This is a genomic window from Streptomyces sp. NPDC053426 (genome assembly GCF_055585405.1).
In genome coordinates, this window is the sequence record NZ_JBVJKE010000024.1 from 19,759 (window position 1) to 40,269 (window position 20,511).

18 protein-coding genes are annotated in these 20,511 nt (G+C 67.7%); 13 read left to right on the forward strand and 5 right to left on the reverse strand.

The annotated features are described in order from the left end of the window. Positions 1-178 precede the first annotated feature (178 nt). Positions 179-2,323 carry a hypothetical protein gene (locus ACZ62B_RS34295; protein ID WP_469693323.1) on the reverse strand — a complete coding sequence of 715 codons (2,145 nt, stop codon included), beginning with the start codon at positions 2,321-2,323 and terminating at the stop codon, positions 179-181. Positions 2,324-2,750: 427 nt separating this feature from the next. Here ACZ62B_RS34295 and ACZ62B_RS34300 point away from each other — a divergent pair, with 427 nt between their 5' ends. The 5 genes from ACZ62B_RS34300 to ACZ62B_RS34320 all read left to right on the forward strand — a co-directional run bounded on the left by ACZ62B_RS34300 (position 2,751) and on the right by ACZ62B_RS34320 (position 6,309). Then, positions 2,751-2,984 carry a hypothetical protein gene (locus ACZ62B_RS34300; protein WP_469693324.1) on the forward strand — a complete coding sequence of 78 codons (234 nt, stop codon included), beginning with the start codon at positions 2,751-2,753 and terminating at the stop codon, positions 2,982-2,984. Continuing rightward, on the forward strand, positions 2,981-3,541 hold the full coding sequence (locus ACZ62B_RS34305; protein ID WP_469693326.1) for an RNA polymerase sigma factor: 561 nt from the start codon (positions 2,981-2,983) through the stop codon (positions 3,539-3,541). The genes ACZ62B_RS34300 and ACZ62B_RS34305 overlap by 4 nt, the downstream gene beginning before the upstream one ends. Then, entirely contained in the window at positions 3,538-4,617 is a 1,080-nt protein-coding gene (locus ACZ62B_RS34310; protein ID WP_469693328.1) for a hypothetical protein, read from the forward strand. Before ACZ62B_RS34305 ends, ACZ62B_RS34310 begins: the two co-directional genes overlap by 4 nt. Before the next feature lie 745 nt (positions 4,618-5,362). Further along, complete coding sequence (locus ACZ62B_RS34315; protein WP_469693329.1) at positions 5,363-5,530, forward strand: hypothetical protein; 168 nt, start codon at positions 5,363-5,365, stop codon at positions 5,528-5,530. After that, positions 5,503-6,309: a hypothetical protein gene (locus ACZ62B_RS34320; RefSeq protein ID WP_469693330.1), complete on the forward strand. Its 807-nt coding sequence runs from the start codon at positions 5,503-5,505 to the stop codon at positions 6,307-6,309. The genes ACZ62B_RS34315 and ACZ62B_RS34320 overlap by 28 nt, the downstream gene beginning before the upstream one ends. A gap of 84 nt (positions 6,310-6,393) precedes the next feature. On the opposite strand, the gene tpg is transcribed toward ACZ62B_RS34320, so the two are convergent. Further along, complete coding sequence (gene tpg / locus ACZ62B_RS34325; protein ID WP_469693332.1) at positions 6,394-6,966, reverse strand: telomere-protecting terminal protein Tpg; 573 nt, start codon at positions 6,964-6,966, stop codon at positions 6,394-6,396. Positions 6,967-7,035: 69 nt separating this feature from the next. Here tpg and ACZ62B_RS34330 point away from each other — a divergent pair, with 69 nt between their 5' ends. Further along, positions 7,036-8,103, forward strand: coding sequence for a TniQ family protein (locus ACZ62B_RS34330; RefSeq protein WP_469693334.1), 1,068 nt, complete (start codon positions 7,036-7,038; stop codon positions 8,101-8,103). Positions 8,104-8,135: 32 nt separating this feature from the next. Here the strand turns inward: ACZ62B_RS34330 and tap are convergent, their stop codons facing one another. Continuing rightward, a complete protein-coding gene (gene tap, locus ACZ62B_RS34335) occupies positions 8,136-10,199 on the reverse strand; it encodes a telomere-associated protein Tap (RefSeq protein WP_469693335.1) in 2,064 nt (687 codons plus the stop codon). Positions 10,200-10,505: 306 nt separating this feature from the next. Between tap and ACZ62B_RS34340 the strand changes: the two genes are divergently transcribed. From ACZ62B_RS34340 to ACZ62B_RS34360, 5 genes are all read left to right on the forward strand, one after another. Further along, a complete protein-coding gene (locus tag ACZ62B_RS34340; RefSeq protein WP_469693337.1) occupies positions 10,506-11,264 on the forward strand; it encodes a TnsA-like heteromeric transposase endonuclease subunit in 759 nt (252 codons plus the stop codon). Further along, complete coding sequence (locus ACZ62B_RS34345) at positions 11,261-13,633, forward strand: transposase family protein (RefSeq protein ID WP_469693338.1); 2,373 nt, start codon at positions 11,261-11,263, stop codon at positions 13,631-13,633. Before ACZ62B_RS34340 ends, ACZ62B_RS34345 begins: the two co-directional genes overlap by 4 nt. Then, positions 13,630-14,694 carry an AAA family ATPase gene (locus ACZ62B_RS34350; RefSeq protein WP_469693339.1) on the forward strand — a complete coding sequence of 355 codons (1,065 nt, stop codon included), beginning with the start codon at positions 13,630-13,632 and terminating at the stop codon, positions 14,692-14,694. Before ACZ62B_RS34345 ends, ACZ62B_RS34350 begins: the two co-directional genes overlap by 4 nt. 82 nt (positions 14,695-14,776) lie before the next feature. After that, complete coding sequence (locus tag ACZ62B_RS34355) at positions 14,777-14,926, forward strand: hypothetical protein (protein ID WP_469693340.1); 150 nt, start codon at positions 14,777-14,779, stop codon at positions 14,924-14,926. Between the two features lie 9 nt (positions 14,927-14,935). Next, the gene (locus tag ACZ62B_RS34360) at positions 14,936-15,448 is read left to right on the forward strand and encodes a hypothetical protein (RefSeq protein WP_469693342.1); all 513 of its coding nucleotides are present in this window, start codon (positions 14,936-14,938) and stop codon (positions 15,446-15,448) included. Here the strand turns inward: ACZ62B_RS34360 and ACZ62B_RS34365 are convergent. Both ACZ62B_RS34365 and ACZ62B_RS34370 read right to left on the reverse strand, forming a co-directional pair. Further along, the gene (locus tag ACZ62B_RS34365; RefSeq protein WP_469693415.1) at positions 15,426-17,807 is read right to left on the reverse strand and encodes an AAA family ATPase; all 2,382 of its coding nucleotides are present in this window, start codon (positions 17,805-17,807) and stop codon (positions 15,426-15,428) included. The two genes, ACZ62B_RS34360 and ACZ62B_RS34365, sit on opposite strands and share 23 nt — an antisense overlap. Before the next feature lie 120 nt (positions 17,808-17,927). Beyond that, a complete protein-coding gene (locus ACZ62B_RS34370) occupies positions 17,928-18,500 on the reverse strand; it encodes a helicase associated domain-containing protein (RefSeq protein WP_469693417.1) in 573 nt (190 codons plus the stop codon). Between the two features lie 143 nt (positions 18,501-18,643). Between ACZ62B_RS34370 and ACZ62B_RS34375 the strand changes: the two genes are divergently transcribed. Both ACZ62B_RS34375 and ACZ62B_RS34380 read left to right on the forward strand, forming a co-directional pair. Continuing rightward, positions 18,644-19,924: an IS701 family transposase gene (locus ACZ62B_RS34375; RefSeq protein WP_469693344.1), complete on the forward strand. Its 1,281-nt coding sequence runs from the start codon at positions 18,644-18,646 to the stop codon at positions 19,922-19,924. A gap of 388 nt (positions 19,925-20,312) precedes the next feature. After that, positions 20,313-20,480, forward strand: a complete 168-nt coding sequence (locus tag ACZ62B_RS34380; protein WP_469693345.1) for a hypothetical protein — start codon at positions 20,313-20,315, stop codon at positions 20,478-20,480. Positions 20,481-20,511: the final 31 nt, after the last annotated feature.

Below are 20,511 nucleotides of genomic sequence, written 5' to 3' on the forward strand. Positions count from 1 at the left end.
GCTTGGAGACGGGTCCGCCGGGAGGTAGGCGGCGACTGCGTGAAGAAGCCAGCAGACGAACGCCTCCACCGTGCTGCCGAGCGGGCGACGCCGCGTACCGCAGCAACCGAAGAATGAGCTCGCGTCCCCGGGCGGCTCACTGCCGCGTGCGTCGTCATGTGAGACTGCGGTTACCGTCTCACGTGTTGGTCAAAGGAGTGAGCTTCGGAGCCGTTCCAAGGCCCGTCAAAAGGCTGATCCGGGGAACTGGCTTTCCGGCACCCAGGCGTTCCTGGCGCTCTTGCCTGAGCGCTTCAACAGTCGTGTCCGACCACTGGGCTTTGCTGGTGGCCAGGATGAGACCAGCCGCCCCGACGAGTGCGCATCCTTCCATGAGCTTGCCGGCCTCGCTTCGTCGCCCGCGAGGGCTGTTGCCGAGGGAATCGTTGCTCTTGGCCTCGCCCAGCCACAGTTCCTCGGTGGTGGCGAGGGCGAAGTCCAACTCCACGAAACGGCTGCCGTCTTTAAGAAGTTCGAACTCCTCGCAGACCAGGGCCTGGCGCGCCTCGTACTGGTTGCGCAGGTACTGCGTGGCCAGCAGCGGCACGTTCCCGTTGTTCGTGACGAGTTCCAGCACTGCCGGGTGCAGGTCGTAGAACCATCTGGGCTCGTCCGCAACCGGCCTCCAGCGGTCCTTGGCGAGTTGGTTGTCTCCTCCGCATCGCCTACAACGGTAACTCTGGCTGATCTCGGCAAGGGGGTAGAACTCCAGGATGGGGCAGTGACCGCACCCCAGGATTAGTCCACGGCGCAGCACGCCCTGTGACGTCCACTGGTCGATCTGCTCTCGGCGGGTCTTCAGGTCCCAGCCGCTGTCGTCATGTGCTGCTATGACCTCCCAGGACAGCACAACCGCGGACTTCAGCTTCCACCAGCTGCCCTCCGGATAGTTGGTGTTTGGCGCATTAGAGGTGAAGTGGTGCAGCAACCGCCATCCCGGACTTGCGGCCAGCGCTTCCAAGGCGGCGCGGGATCCAAGCAGCCGTTCAGTGATGGCAGCGCGTTTGCCGGCCGGGCTGGGAAGGAGGGCGATGCCGTTGGCCGAGGCCGAAGTCTGCAGAATGCGCTTGATGCCGGGCCAGGCCAGCCTGGGAGACGCGAGTGAGCCAGCCAGCGATGCCCCGCTGGGTACGAAGTCGTAGCGGTGGGACCAGTAAGTGATGCCGCCGTCGGCGGCACGGACAAAGGTCTCCCATGGGCTTTGACCCGGTGCCGTGACGGCGGGCGACCCCAATACGACGAGGGGAGGGACAGGGTGGTTGGTGGCGGTGAGGGTGACCTGCCAGCGGTGTTTGTCGGGATCGAGGCCGCGTGGGACTTCCGCAGCCAGAGAAAGCGATGCTTGGAGCGATCCGTCCGGTTCCACAGTCGCGGGAAGGGAGCGCGGCTGGTCCCAGGCATCCTTCAAGACCACCATGAACGGGTGGGTCAGGTCGATGTCTCCGGACTCCACTACCTCAAACGAGCGCTCCTCCGGTGTCGGCCCAACCTGCCTGACCGGACGCTCCTCCCACCGCGCATCCATGCGCTGCCGTGTCTCTTCCACGCTCAACGACGCGCTCGTCACCAGCAAACGGTCCGGGGCGCCGCCGGAAAACAACCACATGTCACTGAGCCCAGGCTCGGTCCAGGGGATCCACGTCACCGCGCCGCGAATTTGCCGAAGGATCTCGGCAAGCGCGAAGTCCTCAGGCCGGTCACCCAGAACAGCAACACGCTCGCGACGCCGGAAGCCTCTTGTGATCGCCACACACCGCCCGGCCTCATGCGACCGAGCCGCGTGGGCTCCGTCAGGCGCCCCCGGGTGTATCTGGGACAGCAGTGGCGACTCGGTGCCGCGGAGAGCCGCTTCCCGCCAATGCTCGGCCGGAACCTGTCCGCCGGTGTCGGGCGCCTCGATGCCGACATGCATCGCGTAGGCCAAGGCCTCTGCGGAGGTCACAAGGTTCCTCGGAACACCGAGAACAGGCGCCGGCGTCAGCGCAGACAGCGGCGTGAGTTCACGTGCATTGACATCGTCGAACAAATGACTGCACTGAATGTGACTTTCTCGCCGATTCGTTCCTATTTGTGAACGGAGGTTGTCAGCGACCGCCTCGGCGTCGCGCACGACGCGGCCGTTCCACGGTTCCTGGCGCAGCATCTCCTCGAACTGCTCAGCACCGGTCTCGTCAGAGATCCCCTTCGCGGCCAGCAGCTGACCGATGGCACCTGGATGCAGGGCGTCATACGTGGCCCACGACGGCGTGTAGGCGAGCACGTGGTCGGGGTCCAGACGTGCCAAGCAACGATCAACTGCAGGATGCCCGACTGCGCTTGAGGGGACCACGACACTCCCGCTGCAGCCCCACACCGTCGACAACTGAGCAAGAGCTGCTGCCGTCCACTGAACCCAATGCGTGTCGTCGAGTGGCGCCACCACAACGACCCGAGGCGGCCTGGCCGCATAAGACAGCGGCAGGAAGACGAAGGACTGATCAGGCATCCGCCCAGTCTCCCACCTCGGCCGGAAAGCCAGGGACAGCCGTGAAGGGCAGCCACTGCAGCCGGTCATCATCCGCAGGCGGTAGTCCTCATTCGCCAAGCAGACCTGACGCGATCTCATTGCATCTCAAGAAAGTGCGCAGCTGGGTTCACGGCCGGGACGTCTTGAGGCTCTTGTCTGGTGAGAGCCCATTAAGGGGTTGTCCTCATCAACGGAGGAATGACGCGTGGACCCGATAATCACTCTCGCCGCTGCAGCGCAGGTGTGCGGCCTGCTGGGCCTGTGGATGCGGCTGCGCTGGCGCACCCGTCAGGCACAGGCCGAACGGCGGTACCTGGACGGGCTCACCAACGTGGCTACGGGCGGACAATCGTGGGAGGTCGACGAGCTACAGGCCGACGGCAAACGGCTCCGCATCCGAGTGACCGCGGCATTCCGTGACGAGAGCGAAGCCGCGTGAGTGACTACGAAGCCGTCGAAGGCCGGCACATCAAGGCAGCGGCCGCGCAGCCGGGTGAGCGTCTGATCCGGACCGTGGTGGATGCCCAGTTCTCGGTTTTCTACCGTGAGAACATCCGACAACTCATAGGCTTCCTTCTCAACCACGGTGCTTCACTGCATGTGGCCGCCGACATCGCGCAGGAGACGATGGTCAAGGCCTACCGCCGCTGGCAAGAGATCAAGTCACCGAGACCCTGGGTGCACACGGTGGCGTCACGGTCTCTGGTCCGGCACGTGGCAGATGTACGCGAAGAGCCCACAGAGCACGTTCCCGAGCCAACGTCGTTGTTGCCTCACCCCGACGTGGCAGTGGCCTGGGAGACAAGGCAAGACACGCTCCGCATTCTGCGGAAGCTTCCGATGCGGCAGCGTCAGGTACTGGCATGGACCCTGAGCGAGTACACCCCGGCAGAGATCGCCGAAGAGCTCGGCATGACCTCGGACGCTGTGCGCAGCAGCCTCAAGAAGGCCCGTCGAGCGGCCGCGGACTACATCAAGCAGGAGGAGGGGCAGTGACCGGCACTTCTGACTACACAGGCAACTGGCCCGGTCACCGGCACCAGAACGCCCTTGATGCGGACCTGAGCAGGCTGCTCGATGTCGAGGCCGGCCTGCGTGAGGTACTCCTGGAATCCCGGCACCGCCAGCAGAGCGAAGCCCTCGCTTCCGTACTCGACGCCGAGGCCGGCCTGGCGGGCATCCTCCCGTCAGAGCCGACGGTCACCCGCACTCACACCACGCCAGCCAGCCACGACAGCCTTACCGAACTCGCCTTCGGGGAAGTCTCCCCTGTAGAGCGCATGTCCTTCCGCAGGATTCCCAGGGTCCTTCGAGTGATGGCCTACGCCGACCGTGCGCTGCAGCTTCAACAGGTCATGGAGGAGTACATCGCCGCAATCCGCCGCGAGCCTGCAGTTCTGTGCGGAGTCCTCGGGGACCTCCTCGGCCTTGCGTTCTCCATGGCCCCTTCCGGCTGGGACCAATTCCGATCCAACCTCGATGAAGCCTCACTGGACGTGCTCATACTCAAGGATCTGACCGCAGGACCGCAGCGACAGGACGGGAACCAGGCCAAACTGGCGGATTTGGTGAGCTCAGCGGCACAGCTTGCCAGACACCTGCTGACAGTGGGGCCCTCTCAGGAACCCATCACCGCACAGGCAACGACCCTGGAGCGAGAGATCCGCCATGCACGAAATGAAATCACTCATCACGGCGCGCTTCCCCTCCGGCAAGACCCGGAAGAGATGCTGCGCACGGCCCGGAACCACATCGCCCACGTGGTCAGCGAAAGCTACACACAGGCACTGCTGGCCATCGAACTGCGGCGCGGACAGCCGATGCGCCGCTTCGGCGTGTCACGGGTGCGCGCTCTGCTCGAAGACTTCACAGCAGCCGACCTCCAGCGGGCCGACCTGACCGGGATCGACCTGACCGGGGTCTGCTGGTCACTTACCAGCACGCGGTGGCCCGAGGCAGTGGACGTCGACGATCTCCGACAGCGCTCCGAGGAGACACCCCGCGGGAGCGGAATCTACGTGGTGCGGTCGGGCACCGCGACCGTACGCGACTACGCGGAACACCTCACGTAAGGCAAGGCCGAGGATTGCGTTATCGATGGTTGCGAGGTGATGGCCCCAGCAACCGAAGTAGGTCCACTGGAACTGAACCGCTCCGGGATCGGTGAAGGCTCTGACCTCGATTCGTCTGGAGCTTGATCGGTCTTGCTGTTCCGGCGTTTTACCCTGGTTTGTCCGACCGGTCGGTGCGGGGGTCTTCGCATGCGCTGCGAGGGTGTCGGGTTCCACGGGACCGAAGGTGGTGCGTCTGCTTCCTTTCCGGTGTCGTCGGGATGGTGTCCGGCCGTCAGGTCGCGGCCGGGAGTTCGGTGGCGCGTCACCAAGCGAGGGTGAACGCCGTGACCCATGGCCAGGTGTGGTCCAGGTGCAGGGTCCTGCGCCTGGCGTGGGCGGTGAGGCGGGCGGGCAGGTGGTAGAGCTTCATCCGGGTCGGCCTTGGCCAGGTCGGGCTCGTCGTGCAGGAGGAGGAGCCGAGTCCAGGCGTCGAGGTCGGTGGCGAGGGTGGCGGCCAGTGTCCAGGCAGTGTTGAGCTGCCAGGGCTCCGAGGACGTGCTGCGTCGCCACAGCTCCCCGGAGACGGTGCTGCTCCCTCTCACCGAGCGCCTACGCACGGACCTCGGAGGCAGACCTTCCTGGAGTGAAGCCTGGACCCGCCTGGTCCTGGCCCGACCGGAGGTCGGCCCGGCACTCGTGCGCGCTCTGCCGGCCTGGTCGGCACTGCGCGCCTGGAGCAACCGCCACGGAACCACGCACCCTGTTGGTCGCCGCCGTACGCAAGGCCCTGGGCACCGACCAGGACGCCTGGGGCCGCTTCGCGGTCTCCCCCGCCACCAGCTCCGGTCCCACCGCCTGGCTGCGTCTGGGCGACCTGCTGGACGCAGCCGTCGCAGGAGGCGCGTGGCCGAAGCCGCCGGGCAGCCGATGAACCCCTGCCGCGCTTTCCCAGGACCAGGCGAGGACTGGGCCACCCACTCAGCCAGCCGGATGTGGCAGGCGGGTTTCCCCTGCCCGGAACCATTGCCCGGTCCGTTGCCGCTGGGCAGGAAGGTCGCCAGCGCCGAGACTTCCGTGCCAGGGGGTGGCGAGCCCGCGCCCGCCGATGCCCCCCGACAGTTCGCTGGCCTTCTGGCCGACTTCGTGACCCGCGCAGAGAATCTGGATCCGCAGCCGCTGCTACGACCAGCTCCCGCATGGATCCACTGGTACCACAAGGAGAACGGCGTCTGGCCGGTCCCTGACGACCGGAACGTCGACCTCAATGCTGAACGGTGCTCCGCCACGGCGTGGCTCGACGAGCTCGGCACGGCCGTACGCGAGCGGCTGGAAGAGGTCCGCGACGCTGCCTGCGTGTTCGGACACGGAGACTGGGACGGCCGCAATGTGAAGTTCCGCGACGGCCGGCCGCTCGCGGTCCACGACTGGGACAGCGTGGTCTACGAGCCCGAGGTGGTGATCATCGGCCAGGCCGCCGCCATGTTCGAGGGCGGGCCCACCGGTGCAGGCGCCTCGGTCGAACGGACGGTGGCCTTCCTGGAGGAGTACCAAACCGCGCGCGGACGGGCGCTGAGCAACAACGAACTGCAGCTGTGCTGGGCGGCGGGCCTGTGGGTGCGCGCCTTCAACGCCAAGAAGTTCCATCTCGACGGCTTCGATGCGCTGGGACGCGACGAAGCCGAGACGAGGATGAGACATGCCGGGATCTGATGACGGTTACCTCGCAGGTGACAACACGCCTGCTCATGTAACAACTATCGCACTTCGGCCCACTTCGACTCAAGCGGGAAAATTTCAGTAGTAGAACTCCAGGAAGTCAATGCGGTCGAGGCTCACGCTCTCCCTGGGGTGTGCGGGCCGGCCGCGGTGGAAGTAGCAGGTGCTGAGGGCGTCGTTGAGGATGGCTTGCAGTTCTGATTCCGGTGCTCCGATGCGCCGGGCGGTGAACAGGCGTTCCAGATAAGGGGCGTCCAGGTGCAGGCTCAAGAAGCGCAGGCGGGGGTCGTCGCTTGATCCGGCTGTTGCGGTGAATCCCAGCCATGCGCGGAAGCTGAGTGTCATCTGGCCGCCGTTGGCGAGGATGGTGGCGTGGGCGCGGCGGCGGACGCGGGGCTGCCATATCCGGACGATTTCGCGTTCCACCGCGTGATGCAGCGGGTGGTCTTCCGGTACCTGCTGTGCGCCGAGCAGGGCGTCCAGGTAGGAGGGAGTCGTCTGGAGCCGGCGGGCCAGGGCAACAGGTTCGTAGTGCTTGAGGAGATAGGTGAGCCGGGCTCGCATGGAGCGGGGCGGGTTGCGGGTCCAGTGCCGGGAGTCGGCCCGGTCGAGTGCTTCCTGGACGGTGTCGGCGCTCAGCCTCAGGGGCACGGCGGGCAGCTTTCGTGGTGGGTGGCTTGTTTGTGTGGCGCCGGCGGCGGGGGTTGTGACGATCGCTTCATGAGGATCGAGGAGCCGCTCGCGCGGTTGCCGGGACGTGTGGTGATGGTGCGGGGCGAGACGATCGCGTCGTATCTGTGGCGGCTTGCAGTGCGCAATGGGATGGCCTTCGAGGAGCTGGCTCAGTACATCGGTGCGCCGAGGACCATCCGGGCGGTTGATCCGGGTGTTGAGGAGGTGCGTCTGGGGCCTGTGGCGCGTCAGCGTCTGGCGGAGGTCAGCGGACGGCCCTTGCCGCATCTGGAACGGGCGCTGGTGTCGCTCGGCGACAGCCGTATCGGTCCCCGGGCCCGCCACCAGGTGAAGGTGGAAGCCTGGCCGGAGAGCTGGATGCCGGTGCAGGCCTGTGGATTGTGCGCGGCTGGGCTCGGTGAGCGTCCGGTGTGGCGGGTGCCCGGTGGGCAGTGGGCGGTGTGTGTGCGGCACGGACGATGGACGGCTGTGGGCCGGGGGCAGTTCCAGGTCGGCCTCGGGCGGTTGCCGGAGGTGGTGGAGGCGCACGTGCGGCGGGTGGGTCTGGAGCGTCGTACGGGTCTGTACGCGCGGGCTCTGCTGGCGGATGCGCAGCAGGTGGCGGTGTATTGGTGGCAGTGCCGTCAGATGGCCTGGCGTGGGGTGTGGCGGGCGCGGCAGGAGGTTTTGGGGGTGGATCGTTCGGCGCTGTGGGCTGTTCCCCTGGTGGTGTATCCGGAGGCGGTCGTCGTGGCGGAGGCGATGGCCGTGCGGGAGCGGCAGCGGGCGGTGGGGCGCAGTTTCGCGGGCGGTCCTGCGGGGTGGTCGACGGGGCGGTGGGTGCAGTGGGTGGGTGAACGGCTGGGGATGGGTGAGGAGATGGCGGCCGGGGGGCATCGAGGGCTGGAGGCGTGGCTGATGTCGCACCGCAATACGGTGCCGGTCGTCGAGCGTCTGGCGCGGCAGGAGGCGCGGGCGCATCCCCGGAGTGTGCCGCTGGCGTTGCTGGAGCCGCATCGTGTGGTTCCGGTGCATGGTCCGCTGGAGGAGGCGTCGTGTCTTCCGTGGCGTTTGGGAGCGCGGATGACGAGCATGCCGTGGCGGCCGACGCAGTAGGTGTGGGGCAGGTGGCATCGGCGTGGGAGGGGTCAGGCGTCGGGGTTGGCTTTGATGTAGCGGGCGGGGTTGAGGCCTTGGGTGTGCTGGTGCTGGTACCAGGCCATGGTTTGAACGCCTTCTTCTTTGACGAAGCCGGGGTTGACGCCTAGGCACAGCAGTCCCTTGATGCCGGTCTGGTCGGGGCCGGTGGGGACGACGTCGAGGGCGGTCGGCTGGTGGGCGGGGTAGATGACGCAGTCCGAGAGGACGGCAAGCGGGCTGCGGCCGGTCTCGGTGAGCATCCTGCGCATTTTGCGGTGCAGGCTGACGCGGGTGCGTGAGATGACGGCGGCACGGATGTCGGGGCGCCAGGTGGGCTGGTTCAGTGCGGGCCAGCGTGTGTAGGGGGCGGCGGGGGCACGGGGGCCTTCGCGGAGTTTCCCGAGGCCGCCTTTTCCTGTGGCTTTGATCGCTGCGAGCAGGGCGAGCAGGGCGGGGTCCGCCGTCGAGAGTCTTTTCATGGCGGCCAGGTAGTCGGCCTGGGGGATGTCCTTATGCACGCCGAGGTCGGCCATGGTGGCGAGGTAGGCGTCTCTCAGCCGCGTGTACCAGGGGTCCAGATACGAGCCGTGATCGTCGCGGACGTAGGCCTCGATAGGCCGGACCTCGATGCTGAGTTCCTTGGCGTAGGCGAGGGTGACGGTCGTGTACCAGGCGGGTTTGGTCGGGGCCTGGCCGGTGGCGGTGAAAGGCGAGGGCAGCCGCGGATCGTGCGGGGCGTGGCTGAGGTCGCAGTACCAGGCGCCGGGAGTCTTCTCGTCGAAGGCGGGTGTCGTGACATGGCGGGGCGGAGCATTGCGGCCGACGGACAGCCTGGAGGCGGCGACGATAAAGGCCATGTTGGTGTCGAGTCCAACGACGTGCGGGAAGTCGGCTGTCTCCTGCTGATCGGGCGAGCGGCTCCAGTCCCAGGCTTCCTCCTCCATGGCCTGCTCCGGCGGGCGGCCTTTAGCCAGGGGGTGGGCGTCGGGAGCTTCTGGGGGCGCTGGCTCGAACGGCTTGTGCAGGGCACCGGGGTTGGGGCCGGACACCCCTTTACCCGTGGCCGGGTCGTAGGTCGCTTTGGTGGGTGGCCGCAGGGCCGTCATCAGTCTGACGCCGCAGACCGCGGTGGAGCCGCTGGGGGTCAAGAGCCGGTCCGTGTAGGTGCCCAGCAGCCGTGCCAGGTCTGACGGCGGCAGTGGTGGGAGGTTCCACCCGTCCTGGGACAGGGCTCCCCAGGCCATGACGGCGACGTGTACCGAGGCGCGCTTGTTGTTCACGACCGGCCGGTAGATCCCGGCCCACGGGCCGAAGCCGCGGCGGGTGAGGAGAAAGCCTGCCTGCCCTAGCTGCGTCAGGACGGGATGGCCGGCGGGAAGGCGCAGGGCGGTTCGGTCCTCGAGGTGGGCGGGCAGGTGCAGTGCGGCACTGGCTGCGGGGGTCAGGACGATAAGCGGGTCACTGTCCTTGCCGTGGGGGGACAGGCTCTCCTGGTGCAGACCGCTGCGCAGCGTCCACTCCAGCAGGCCGACGAGGTCGTCCGCGTCCAGGGGCAGGCGGGTGCCGTTGGTGAAGTGGGCGACCAGGAGGATGTCGTGGTCGATAACGGCCAGCGGTCCTGTGGGCGTGACGGGTGGTTCGCTGGCCACTGGCGGGCGTGGTGATGCTTCGGCGGATGCGGGGAAGAGCGCTGGCTGCTGCGGACCGGCGGGCAACGTGGGGGCTGTGGGCCGTGCGGGCCGTGCGGGCCGTGCGGGTGATGCGGTGCTCTCGCCGGGGGCGAGTTTGTCGTCCTGTTTCGGTTTCTCCATGTGCTTGAGGCCCTTGAGAAGCCGCGCGTAAGCCGTGCGACGGACACCGATCGGTTCCCGCTTCCCGGCCTCCCATGCCTCGACGTCCTGAGCCTGGCAGACGAGGGTGTCCGCTACCTGTGCAGGGGACAGGCCCGCGGCCTCGCGCAGCCGGGTCCGTTCGCAGGGCGGTGGCAGGGGGCTGCGCCGTGCTGCCAGGTCGGCGAGGAGCCCGTCCACGCGGGCGTGGAGATCGGAGGTGTCGGGGTGGTCTTCTCGCACGCAGCCGAATCTGGCAGGCCGGCGGCGTGCGGCGTCGGCATCCGGTCATCGTGGATCTTGTGTTGGCAGGTGCGGTCCGGGACAGGACGGATATGCGGCTGGCGTGGGGCCGTCCAGGTCAGCGGTCTGCAGGGAGAGGTGAGGGTGGTCATGGTCTCGCTCTGCGGGGCGTCACGCCGGCCGTCGGCGGGACGGTCGGCGGCTTTGAGGATGACGGTATTTGACCCTTGGCCTTCTCCCCCGCACTAAAGTCAACTCGCCGTGCAATATGGGGATTTGCAGAGTCCGGACAGATGCGGGAGCGCGATGGCTGAGGCGTTGATGGCGGTCCACCGCCTTGAGGACGGCAGCAGGAGCATCACGGTCCCCGTCGCCCAGGCAGGCTCTGTTCCGCTCACCCGCCGGGGCGAGGTGTGGCGTCCGGCCCGGCATCCCTCTCAGCGCAGCATTGCTACCTGGTGGTGGGCCGCCACGACCGGCAAGCATGTGGGCTGCCGGTCCATGAACGTGCTGGCAGTGGCCATGCTGCTGGATTTCAACCCGTCGGTGACGGAGTTCACCGCATGGTCCGCGAAGATCAAGTGGCGGGCGCGGGGCCGGGAACGCAGCGTCGTGCCGGACTTCTTCGTGCGCACGGATCAGGGGGCGACGCTGGTCGTTGCCTGCCCTCCGGCGAGCGGGCCGAGTCTGCGGTGGCAGCGCCAGCAGCTGGTGTTGCGCCAGGCCTGTCAGGAGACGGGCTGGGAGCTGGGGATGCCCCGGATTCCGGAACCCATGGCGCTGGCGAACCTGCGGTGGGTGTCGCGGTACCGGCACCCGCGGTGCGGCGACCGGGAGGTCGAGCAAGCCCTGAAAGCCGCGTTCCGGACACCTCGCACGCTGGAGGAGGGGGTACGGGCGACGGGGCTGCCGCGGCTGTCGACGCTGCCGCGCCTGTATCACCTGTTGTGGCGTCAGGAGCTGGGCATGGAGTGGAACAAGGCCATGAATCCGAGCAGTGTGATCAGGCTGTCGGGCCGGATGCCGTCGGCGATGCGTCAGCCCCTTGAGACGGAGGCCGTATGAGCGTGGTGCCGGAGAGCCGGCCCCCGGCAGCAGGCCTGGCACCGCGCGGCATTCTGGCGCCGGGCGACCAGGTGCGCTGGATGGGCAACCGCTATGCCGTGTCGGCCCTTGCGGGGACGACGGTGCATTTGGAGCCTGCCCGGGGCGGGGCGGCGCCTGCGGTGGCGGTGCCGATTCAGCTCCTGGCCGCGGCCGAGGACTTCGCCGTGCTCGACCGGTCGGGCCGGCCGGTGTCGGCGGAGCCGCTGCCGAACTGGTCCATGCTGGAGGGGGTCAGCCCTGAGTGCGCCCATGAGGCACGGATGTGGCGGCGGCACGTCATCGAGGTCGACACCGGTCTGCTGCCGGAGGCCCCCGAGGGCAGCAGACCGCGGGAAGGCTACGATCCCGAGCAGTTCACGCTGGTCGAGCGCTATGAACGCAAGGCTGCCGAGCTGCAGGCCGTGCTGGGTTGGAAGGTGTCGTGGAAGACGGTCCAGCGCAAGCGGCTGGCCTTCCTGCGCGAGGACATCTGGGGGCTCATCGACAAGCGGCGCACCCGCCCGACCACGGTGAACCGGCGCACCGACGCACGGGTGGTGGACCTGCTGCTGGCGCTGCAGGAACGCCAGGCGAAAGAGGAAGCCGCCACCGACGCCCGCACCCTGTTCAAGAACCTGCGGCGCACGGCACGGGCCAGGCTGGGCCCCGGCGTGAAGGTGCCGGCCGACCCCACGCTGTACGCGCTGTTGAAGCGGCTGGGGATCAACGCGCTGCAGCTGCGGGATCCCACCCGGCGCCGCAAGGACCGTCTCAACCGTCCGGCGCCGCCGTTCGGGGTGACCACCGCCACCGCGCCGGGCGAGCTCGTGCAGATCGACTCCACCGCGCTGGATGTCAAAGTGCTGGGCGATGACGGACGGCCCACCCAGGTGGAACTCACGGCGGCCATCGACGTTTTCACGCGCAGCATCATCGCCGCCGTGCTGCGGCCCAAGACTGCGGGCCGGCGCAAGACCCGGCAGCAGACGAGGGCGCTGCTGAGCACCGGCACCAGCAAGGGGCGGGCCACCAAAGCGGTGGACGCCTCGCTGCTGCTGGCGCTGTGCATGGTGCCGGCCCCGATGCGGCCCGGCTTCGACGCGGCCGCATCCGCGGCCCGTTCGGATCTGCCGTATGAGGAACTGCTGGAGGTCGACGCGCGGATGGAGCACGCCGCGGCCCGGCCGGTGATCATGCCGGAGACGATCGTGATCGACCACGGCACGGTCTTCGCCGGGCAGACCTTCTTCGACGCCTGTTCCTTCCTCGGAATCTCCGTGCGTCCGGCGCGCAAGCGCACCCCGACCGACAAGGCGATCGTCGAGCGGACCTTCGAGTCGATCAAGTCGCTGTTCAGTCAACGCGTCAACTCCTACACCGGGCGTGACTTCAGCCGCCGCGGCAAGGAGATCGATCCGGACCGGCTGTGGACGCTGCAGGAGCTGGACGATCTGCTGCAGGAGTGGATCGCGGTCGGCTGGCAGGCGCGGCCGCACGAGGAGCTGCGCAGCCCTTACGAGCCGAACCTGCCGCCGCTGACTCCGAACCAGGTGTACGCCGCGGGCGTGCAGGCGGCCGGCTACCTGCCGATCCCGCTGGGCTTTGCGGACTACCTCCAGCTGCTGCCCACCGCCTGGGTCGGGGTGCGCGATGACGGCATCCGGTTCAAGAACCGCACTTACGACAATTTCAAAGGGGAACTCGAGGAGGTCCGCAACACGCCGTCGGGGCTCAAGGGCAAGAAGCGTGACGGGTGGGAGCTGCGCTACAACCCCTACACTCCCGAGCAGGTGTGGCTGCGCGACCACCGCTCCGGCGAGTGGATCACTGCCGTCTTCAAGCACCAGCACCTGATCGGCGCCCCGTGGACACAGCACCTGTGGGAGACGGCCACCGCGGAGTACGTGGCGCGCGGCGGCCGCCACACACAGGACGAAGCCATCGCGCAGGTCCTGGCCGACCTGCTGGAGCGGGCGGGACAGGGTCCGGACGACCCGGGTGTGGTGAGCGTGCCCGACGGCTACGCGCCCGTGCCGGGGCTGGATGGCGGATGGGCGCCGACCAGTGACGGCGTCTTCGACCCGTTCGCCGACGCGGAGACGCTGGACCTGGACGCATTGGGACCGCTGACGGTGCTGGAGCTGGACGAGCCGAGCCTGTACGCCCCCGCTCCCTCCCTCACGGAAGAAGAGATCGCCCCCGGGCCGGACGCTTCGGACGGCGCGGACGCCCAAGTGCCCTCGCTCCTGGCGGATCTGGGTGACCTGGACGACAGCCTCGACAGCGCCGCGCGTCACCTGCTGGACCTGCCCTCCGAAACCAACCCCCCGCAGGAGGACAGGCCATGACGCAGCCACCGGTCATCGAGGAGATCGAAGACGACGACATCCGTCTGCTCATCGACTCCCCCGCCCCCACGCCGGTGTTCACCGCGCCCCGGCCGGTATGGCTGAACACCCTGAGCAACTGGCGCACCTTCGCCGCCCTGGACCGCACCCGACCCGACCTGGCAGACAGCCCGCCGCCCGGCACGAAAGTCGCCGACAACGACCTGCGGCTGCGCTATCACGCCCTGATGCCGACCGTGGTCACCCCCGCTATCGGCCGGGCCCTGGTCGTCGTTCACGAGCATCTGCTGGCCAACCGGGAACGCATCCACGGCAAGACCGGGATCATCATCGAAGGCCCCCGCGGCACCGGCAAGACCGAGATCCTGCAGTACATCGGCCGCCACTACGAGAACAAGATCGCCCGTCTGTATGAGCCGGACGAGAACCGCATCCCGGTGATCGCACTGCGGGTGCCTCCCCTGGCGCGCGGTGGGCGGCGGAACTGGCCGGCCGCCTTCGCCTCCTTCCTCGGTCTCAAGCACGACGGCGGCAGCGATCCCACCCGCTCCATCTGCCATGTGATGCGCAACAGCTCTACCCTGCTGGTCCTCGTCGACGGTATCGAGCAGCTGCGGGCCGGCGCGGACGCCGAGGAGTCGTTCGCCTATCTGGAAGAGATCAGTGAAAGCACCGGCGCCACCTTCCTCTTCGGCGGACGTGCCGCCCGTTCCATTGTCGACCCCCTGACCCGAGACCGGGAGACCGCCCTGGCCGACAACGAGGAAATCTGGGGCGACTACGCCAGCCTGCGCACCAGCCGGATCGGCTACGACACAGACGGCCACAAGCTGTTCACAAAGATCGTCCGCAAGTTCGACAAGAACCTGTGCCTGCACCACCACCAGCCGGACGACCTGACCAATCTGCACGAGTACCTGCACCGCCGCAGCAAGGGCTACCTGCGGGCCCTGTCCCAGCTCGTCAGCCAGGGTGCCCAGAAAGCGATCTGGAACGGGCAGGAGCGCATCACCGAGGAGCTGCTGGAATCCCTGGCCATCGGCCGCAGCCGCACCATCTGACACCGCCCACAACCGCCCAGGCAGTCAAGCAGCCCAGGGCGCGGACTCTGGTCACAGTTCACCTAGCAGGGGAAGAACAGCCGTGGAGTACGACGACGTCGGGGAGGACGAGGACAGCGGCAAGACGAAGGTGACCGTCCGAGTGCCGCTGGGCACCCGCCTGGCCCTGACGAGCGGCCTGGAACGCCACCAGGCTTGGACACAGCAGTTGAAGGCACACCATCGGATGTAACAACTGAAGGTGCTGACACCTCCGCAGCGGGACACCCTGCGGGCCGAACAGCGCCAAGCACTGCACGTCCTGCGCAGCCGCGGCAGCCTCCTGGACAAGAGGGGCCTTCTGATCGGCTTCGGGGCACGCCAGGAACTGCAGGCCAGGGGCTGGGACCGCTCCTGGACCGGCATGGACTGGGAGGAGATACCCATGGGGCTCCTCCCTGCCGCCATCGGCAATAGTTACCCCGAAAGTCTCTCGCTGTCCCTGCTGGCGACTCTCGTGGAGCAGGCGCGTGCCGGATGCTGGTCCTCCTCGAGGGAGTCCATCCGCCGACTCCGGCAATGGCGGGCCGACCGCTCCGCCGCCGTCCTGCAGTCGCGCGACAGGCCACGGGAGCAAACCACAGCGGAGTACGAGCGCCTGGCCGCCGGTGTCACCACGGCGGGAGAGGTCTACCGGGTGGGTATCCGGCGGGGGCTGCACGCGGCGCTGCATGCCCCAACGCCGCCGTCGATCACGGCTCTTGCGCCGCGTTGACGGGCCGGTACGCCAGCCTCTGCAGGGCCTCCTGGAAGGCGGCGAAGTCGTCGATCGGGTCGCGTGGCTCCTCGTCGAGAGCGAAAGTGCGACGCACCGTGAGGAGCTGGCCCCGAAGGTCGTCGGCGTCCACGGAGTTGTCGAGACTTGCGTCGATGTCCTCGAGCAGGAGGGTGGCCTGCTCGCGGGTGGCACCGGCGGGGTGGTCCAGCAGGAAGGAATTCCTGAGCCGCTTGATCTTGGATGTGGTGCGTTCGGTGGTGATCTCGCGCAGGGCCTTGCGCTGTCGGCTGCCCAATTCGCGGAACAGGACACGGAAATTGTTGTCGAGGATGGCGATGGCGTCGGCAAGCTCGTCCTCCTCGTGGGTGAGGACGTCAAGGATGTTGCGGGCCAGGCCCACCTTGTCCAGATGGAAGCCGTCCAGCTTGCGCGCAGCAGCGTTTTCCAGCGCGTCGTGGGTTCCCTCGTCGCCGTCGAAGGCCACGTCGTCGACCTGCAGGTCGCTGAGCTTCTCGGCGTCGTCTGGGGGGAGGAAGGCGCGGGCGTACTGCTTGACCGCGGCCACGCCGACCTGAAGCGGGATGAGGTCCTCGATGGCCACCACGCCCTGCGGGCGGGGGCTGGTGAGCTGCTGGGCGGGCAGTTGGTTGAGCTGCAGCACGAAGCCGTCGTCGATCAGCGGTTTCCCGTGGGGGCCGCGGCGCAGCTTCTTGCGGGCGTCGTCACCGGAGCGGTCACCGTCGAGCAGGACGATGACGGCCGGCCGGTCGACGTCGCGTCCACGGGCGAGATACACCAGGTAGGGGACGTGGGGTGCGGACCCTGCCGGGACGAGGGTAAGTGTGTTGAGGTCGAGGTGCTCCAGTGAGGACGTCTTCAGGCGGCGCAGGCGTGTGGACATGCCGGCCAGCAGGATCTGATCGGACATCCCCTCGCACATGAGGTTGCAGTTGCTGATGAAGGTCGTCTCGCCGACGAAGCTGCCGAAGGCCGATCTCAGCGGCTCGTAGTGGTTACGGGAGGCGTTGCGTACGACGCGGGTGCCTTCGTCGCCTTCTCCCTTTTCGAGGACCCGGATGCGTTCACCGTGGTTTTTGTCGATGAGGAAGGGTGAGTGCGTCACGTACACGACCTGGCAGGCCAGGCGGTCGGGGTCGGCTGGGTCGGCGAAGTCTTCGAAGATGCGCAGCAGGTCTTGCTGGCCGCTGCCGGAAAGGTATGCGTCGGGTTCGTCCATCAACAGCACCTCGCGCTGCCCTGACGCGGGGGGCTCGTGGGCCAGGTACTGGATGAAGTAGCTGAGGAAGTACTTCAGCCCGTGGCTGCGTTCATTGGCTGAGTACTCGGTGCCGGTCCGGTCCCTGATGGTGAAGACGAGGTCCTGGTCGCGTAGGGTCATCTGGAGCTGGAACTGGTTGTCCTGGGTCCACCACTTGGGGAAGTTCAGCGACTGGGCCAGCTGCCGGTTCATGCGTTCGACGATCCCGTTGGCGAAGCCTTCCTTGCCCTCCTCTACAGCCAGGAGGAGCTCCTGGAACGCCGTACGGTCGATCTTCGCGACCTTCAGCAGGAGCTGGTCGGCCAGGGCGAGTTGCTTGTCGTGGCTTTCGTCGGGTTGGTTCGCCGTGGAGAACGCCGACGTCAGGTTCGGCACGGCCGTGGCGAGCTGCTCGGGAGAGGTGAAGAAGTCGGCGTTGTCGAAAATTGTCCGAACGAAAGCACGTCGGGCGGAGCGGGACCTGGTCCGTAGGGTGCTCTGCCGACCGGCAAGGTGCTCAACGGGCACGCTCTGGGGCAGCGCCGTGTGCGCGTCGATCTCGAACGATCGCGGCAGGATGTCCTCCAACGGTCCGCTGTCCTCGACGGGGTAACTGCTCCAGCCGCTGCCTTCGGGCAGGTAGACGACGGGCTGATGGGCGCCGATGCGGAACATCAGGAACGTGTCGAAGTCGTCGCCTCCCTCCTTCCCGCATGCCTGGAGCACCGCGTCACGGTCGCTGGGCTGCAGGCGCTCGAACCGCAGGCCGAAGTCGGGATAAGCCATGGCCTTGTTCACCGCGAAGAACTGCGAGTAACGGCAGAAGTCACCGCGTTCGATGTGCCGTCCGGTCAGCGCACGCTGGATGGCGGCCAGGAGTTGGCTTTTGCCGGATTCGTTGGCGCCGACGACGGTGGTGACGCCCTCCTCGAGGGACACCTTGACGAAGGGGTATTTGAGGTCGTCGCTGTCCAGGACATCCCAGGGGTCCGGCTTGAAGGTGTCGCTGGCCTTGCGGAGGTAGTCGAAGTTGAACGAGCGGAAGAAGCGGATGTAGACGGCGGAAATGAACATGCGGTCCCCCGGGTTGTGGCGCATGGTGCTCAACAGGCGGTCATGCTACTGCCGGGGTCCGACAGTCCCGGGCGAACCTCACCGGGGGGGCGCATAGTCCGAGCGTTCGTTCCGCGTGCGCGAACGGTCTGCCGCCCGGCACCGTTACGGCTCTTCTGTGGCCTTGGGCGTGTCCCAGGCCATGCGGAGGATGTCGAGGGCGGCGCGTTCTTCGTTGGTGAGTTCGTTGGGGGTGCGGCGGATGTGGTCGACCCAGGAGCCGAGCCGGAAGGGGCCTATCCAGTCGGTTTCGGTGTGCCGGCGGGGGACGTCGAGGTGGCCTTCGCGGGCCAGGTAGCAGGAGGCGGCGACCAGGCCGCGGCGGAAGGCCCGGCCTCGTTCGGTGCGGAATGCTTCGGGGTGGATGCTGTCGACGTGCGGGGTGATGCCGATGCCGGTCAGGAGCTGGGCCTGTTCGGCGCGGAGCGTGGGGAAGTTGTTGCGCTGGCAGCTGAGCCACTGCCCGAGCTTGAGTCCGTCCGCAGTGGTGAAGGAGCGGGGGGAGTCCGAGCTGCCGCCCGCGTCGATGTGGGCTTTGGCGTGAGTGTAGGCCCGTCGCCAGGTCAGTGGCCAGCTTGGGTTCCACCAGCGGTCGAGGGCGGCAAGCTGTGCGGCGTGGCCCGTGGGGAGGGTGTCGGCGTTGTCCTTCTTGCGGCATTCGGTCGGGGCGGCACAGATCCCGGTTGGCGTTCGACTCCCCCAACGTGGACACCAGCTTGGAGTACATGGCTTTGACGTATTCGCGGGTGAGGTCGTCGCCGGCCTCTAGTAGGACTCCGTCAGGTCTTCGGATTTGGCCTGTTCCTGGGCATGGTGGGTGGATGGACGCACATGAAGTGAACCGTGTCCGGGCGAAGTTGGCGTTGTACGTGGCTGATGTGTTCGCTTCGGTGCCGTGCAAGGGCCAGCGGGCCAAGGACGACTGCTACCTGCGGGGACTGATGCTGGACGGCCGCCGCAAGTCGGTCCAGGCCCTGGCCTCGAGGCTGCCGGACGGCAACGAACAGAACCTGCAGCAGTTCGTGAACCAGTCCACCTGGGACCCGGTGCCGGTGCGGCGGCGGATCGCAGAGCGCATGCTGCCACTCATCGCCCCGACGGCCTGGGTGATCGACGACGTGTCGCTGCCCAAGGACAGAAGAATGTCGGTCGCCGTGGCCCCGCAGTACTGCGGGGCCCGGGGCAAACGCGCCAACTGTCAGGTCGCGGTCAGCGTCCACGCCGCCAGCTACACCGCCTCCTGCCCACTGCAGTGGCGCCTGTTCCTGCCCAAGGAGTGGGACGCGGACACCGACCGCCGCACCATCGCCCGTGTTCCGTCCGAGGTCGCCCACCGTGAGAAGTGGCGGCTGGTGCTGGACATGCTCGATGAGCTGGCCGACTGGGACATGCGGCCGCCGGTCGTGGTGGCCAATGCCGCCTACGGCGCCGATGCCCACCTGCGGGCCGGCCTGGCCCAGCGGGGAATCAACTACGTGCTGGCCGTCCGCGCGGACGTGAGTGCCCACCCGTTCGACGCGAAGCCCGTGGCTCCGGACCGCAAGGGCCCCGTCGGCTGCTGGCCCCAGCCCCGCTACCGCCGGCCCGCACCCTCGGTTGCGGCCCTGGCCGCCGATCTCGGGCAGGAGGCGTTCGCCTCTCTCACCTGGCGGCAGGGCTTACGCGGCCAGTTACGGTCCCGCTTCGCCGCCGTGCGCGTCCGCCCGGCCGGCAAGGCCGTCGAGCGCCCGATCCGGGCCGCCGCCCCGTCCGGACAAGGCTGGTGGGGCGGCGTCCTGCCCGACTGCCGGCTGCTGATCGAGCGGCCCGAAGGCGCCGAGGCGCCCACCGAATACTGGCTGTCCAGCCTGCCAGCCGACACTCCGATCACCGACCTGGTTCGACTGGCCATGGTTCGCTGGCGCATCGAGCACGACTATCGCGAACTCAAGCACGGCCTGGGCCTGGACCACTTCGAAGGCCGGTCCTGGCCCGGCTGGCACCACCACGTCACCCTCGTGACCGCCGCCCACGCATTTCTCACCGAACAGCGTCTGGCCCCAAAAGCACCCACACCGGACTCACTCTCTACCAGACCCTCGACGCCCTTCAGGACATCCTGAGGTGCTGGACCGGCATCTGCACCACCTGCCACCAACCCCTGCCCGGCCAGACCACACACGACATCAAGATCGAGAGAGACCTAACGGAGTCCTATTAGTGCCATCTGGGACTGAAATGCTCAGTGGCAGTGGACGCCCCTCGGGGCGTTAGTGGTGAGGGCCCATGGTGGACCGTCCGGTGGCGGCCACACATTTACCTCGCCCCTCCTGCGGAGAACAACCGTTAGGCCTGCGCGCCCAAAGTGAAAGAACACCCCGTGCTCGACCCCGGCCTGCAGCCGGAGACACCACCCTGAGTCGCTGCACCGGCGCGATCTCGGTTCGTCACCTGTAGGTGGTCGGACTGAGCGCGCCCGTTCTGTCCGGCCTTGTTAAAAGGACAGGATGGATGGACGAGGTCACGATCGGCGTGCTGGCGTTGTTCGGTTTTCTCAGCATCGCTCTCACTCACGGCGCGAAGCTGGCACGCGACATCGAGGAGTTCATCGAAGCGTGGCGTGGGCCGGCCCGCAGTCTTCGGCAGTGGTGGCGCCGACGGCAGCACCGCCGACGGTGATGTGGCCGACGCTCATGCTGCTGCCTGCCTA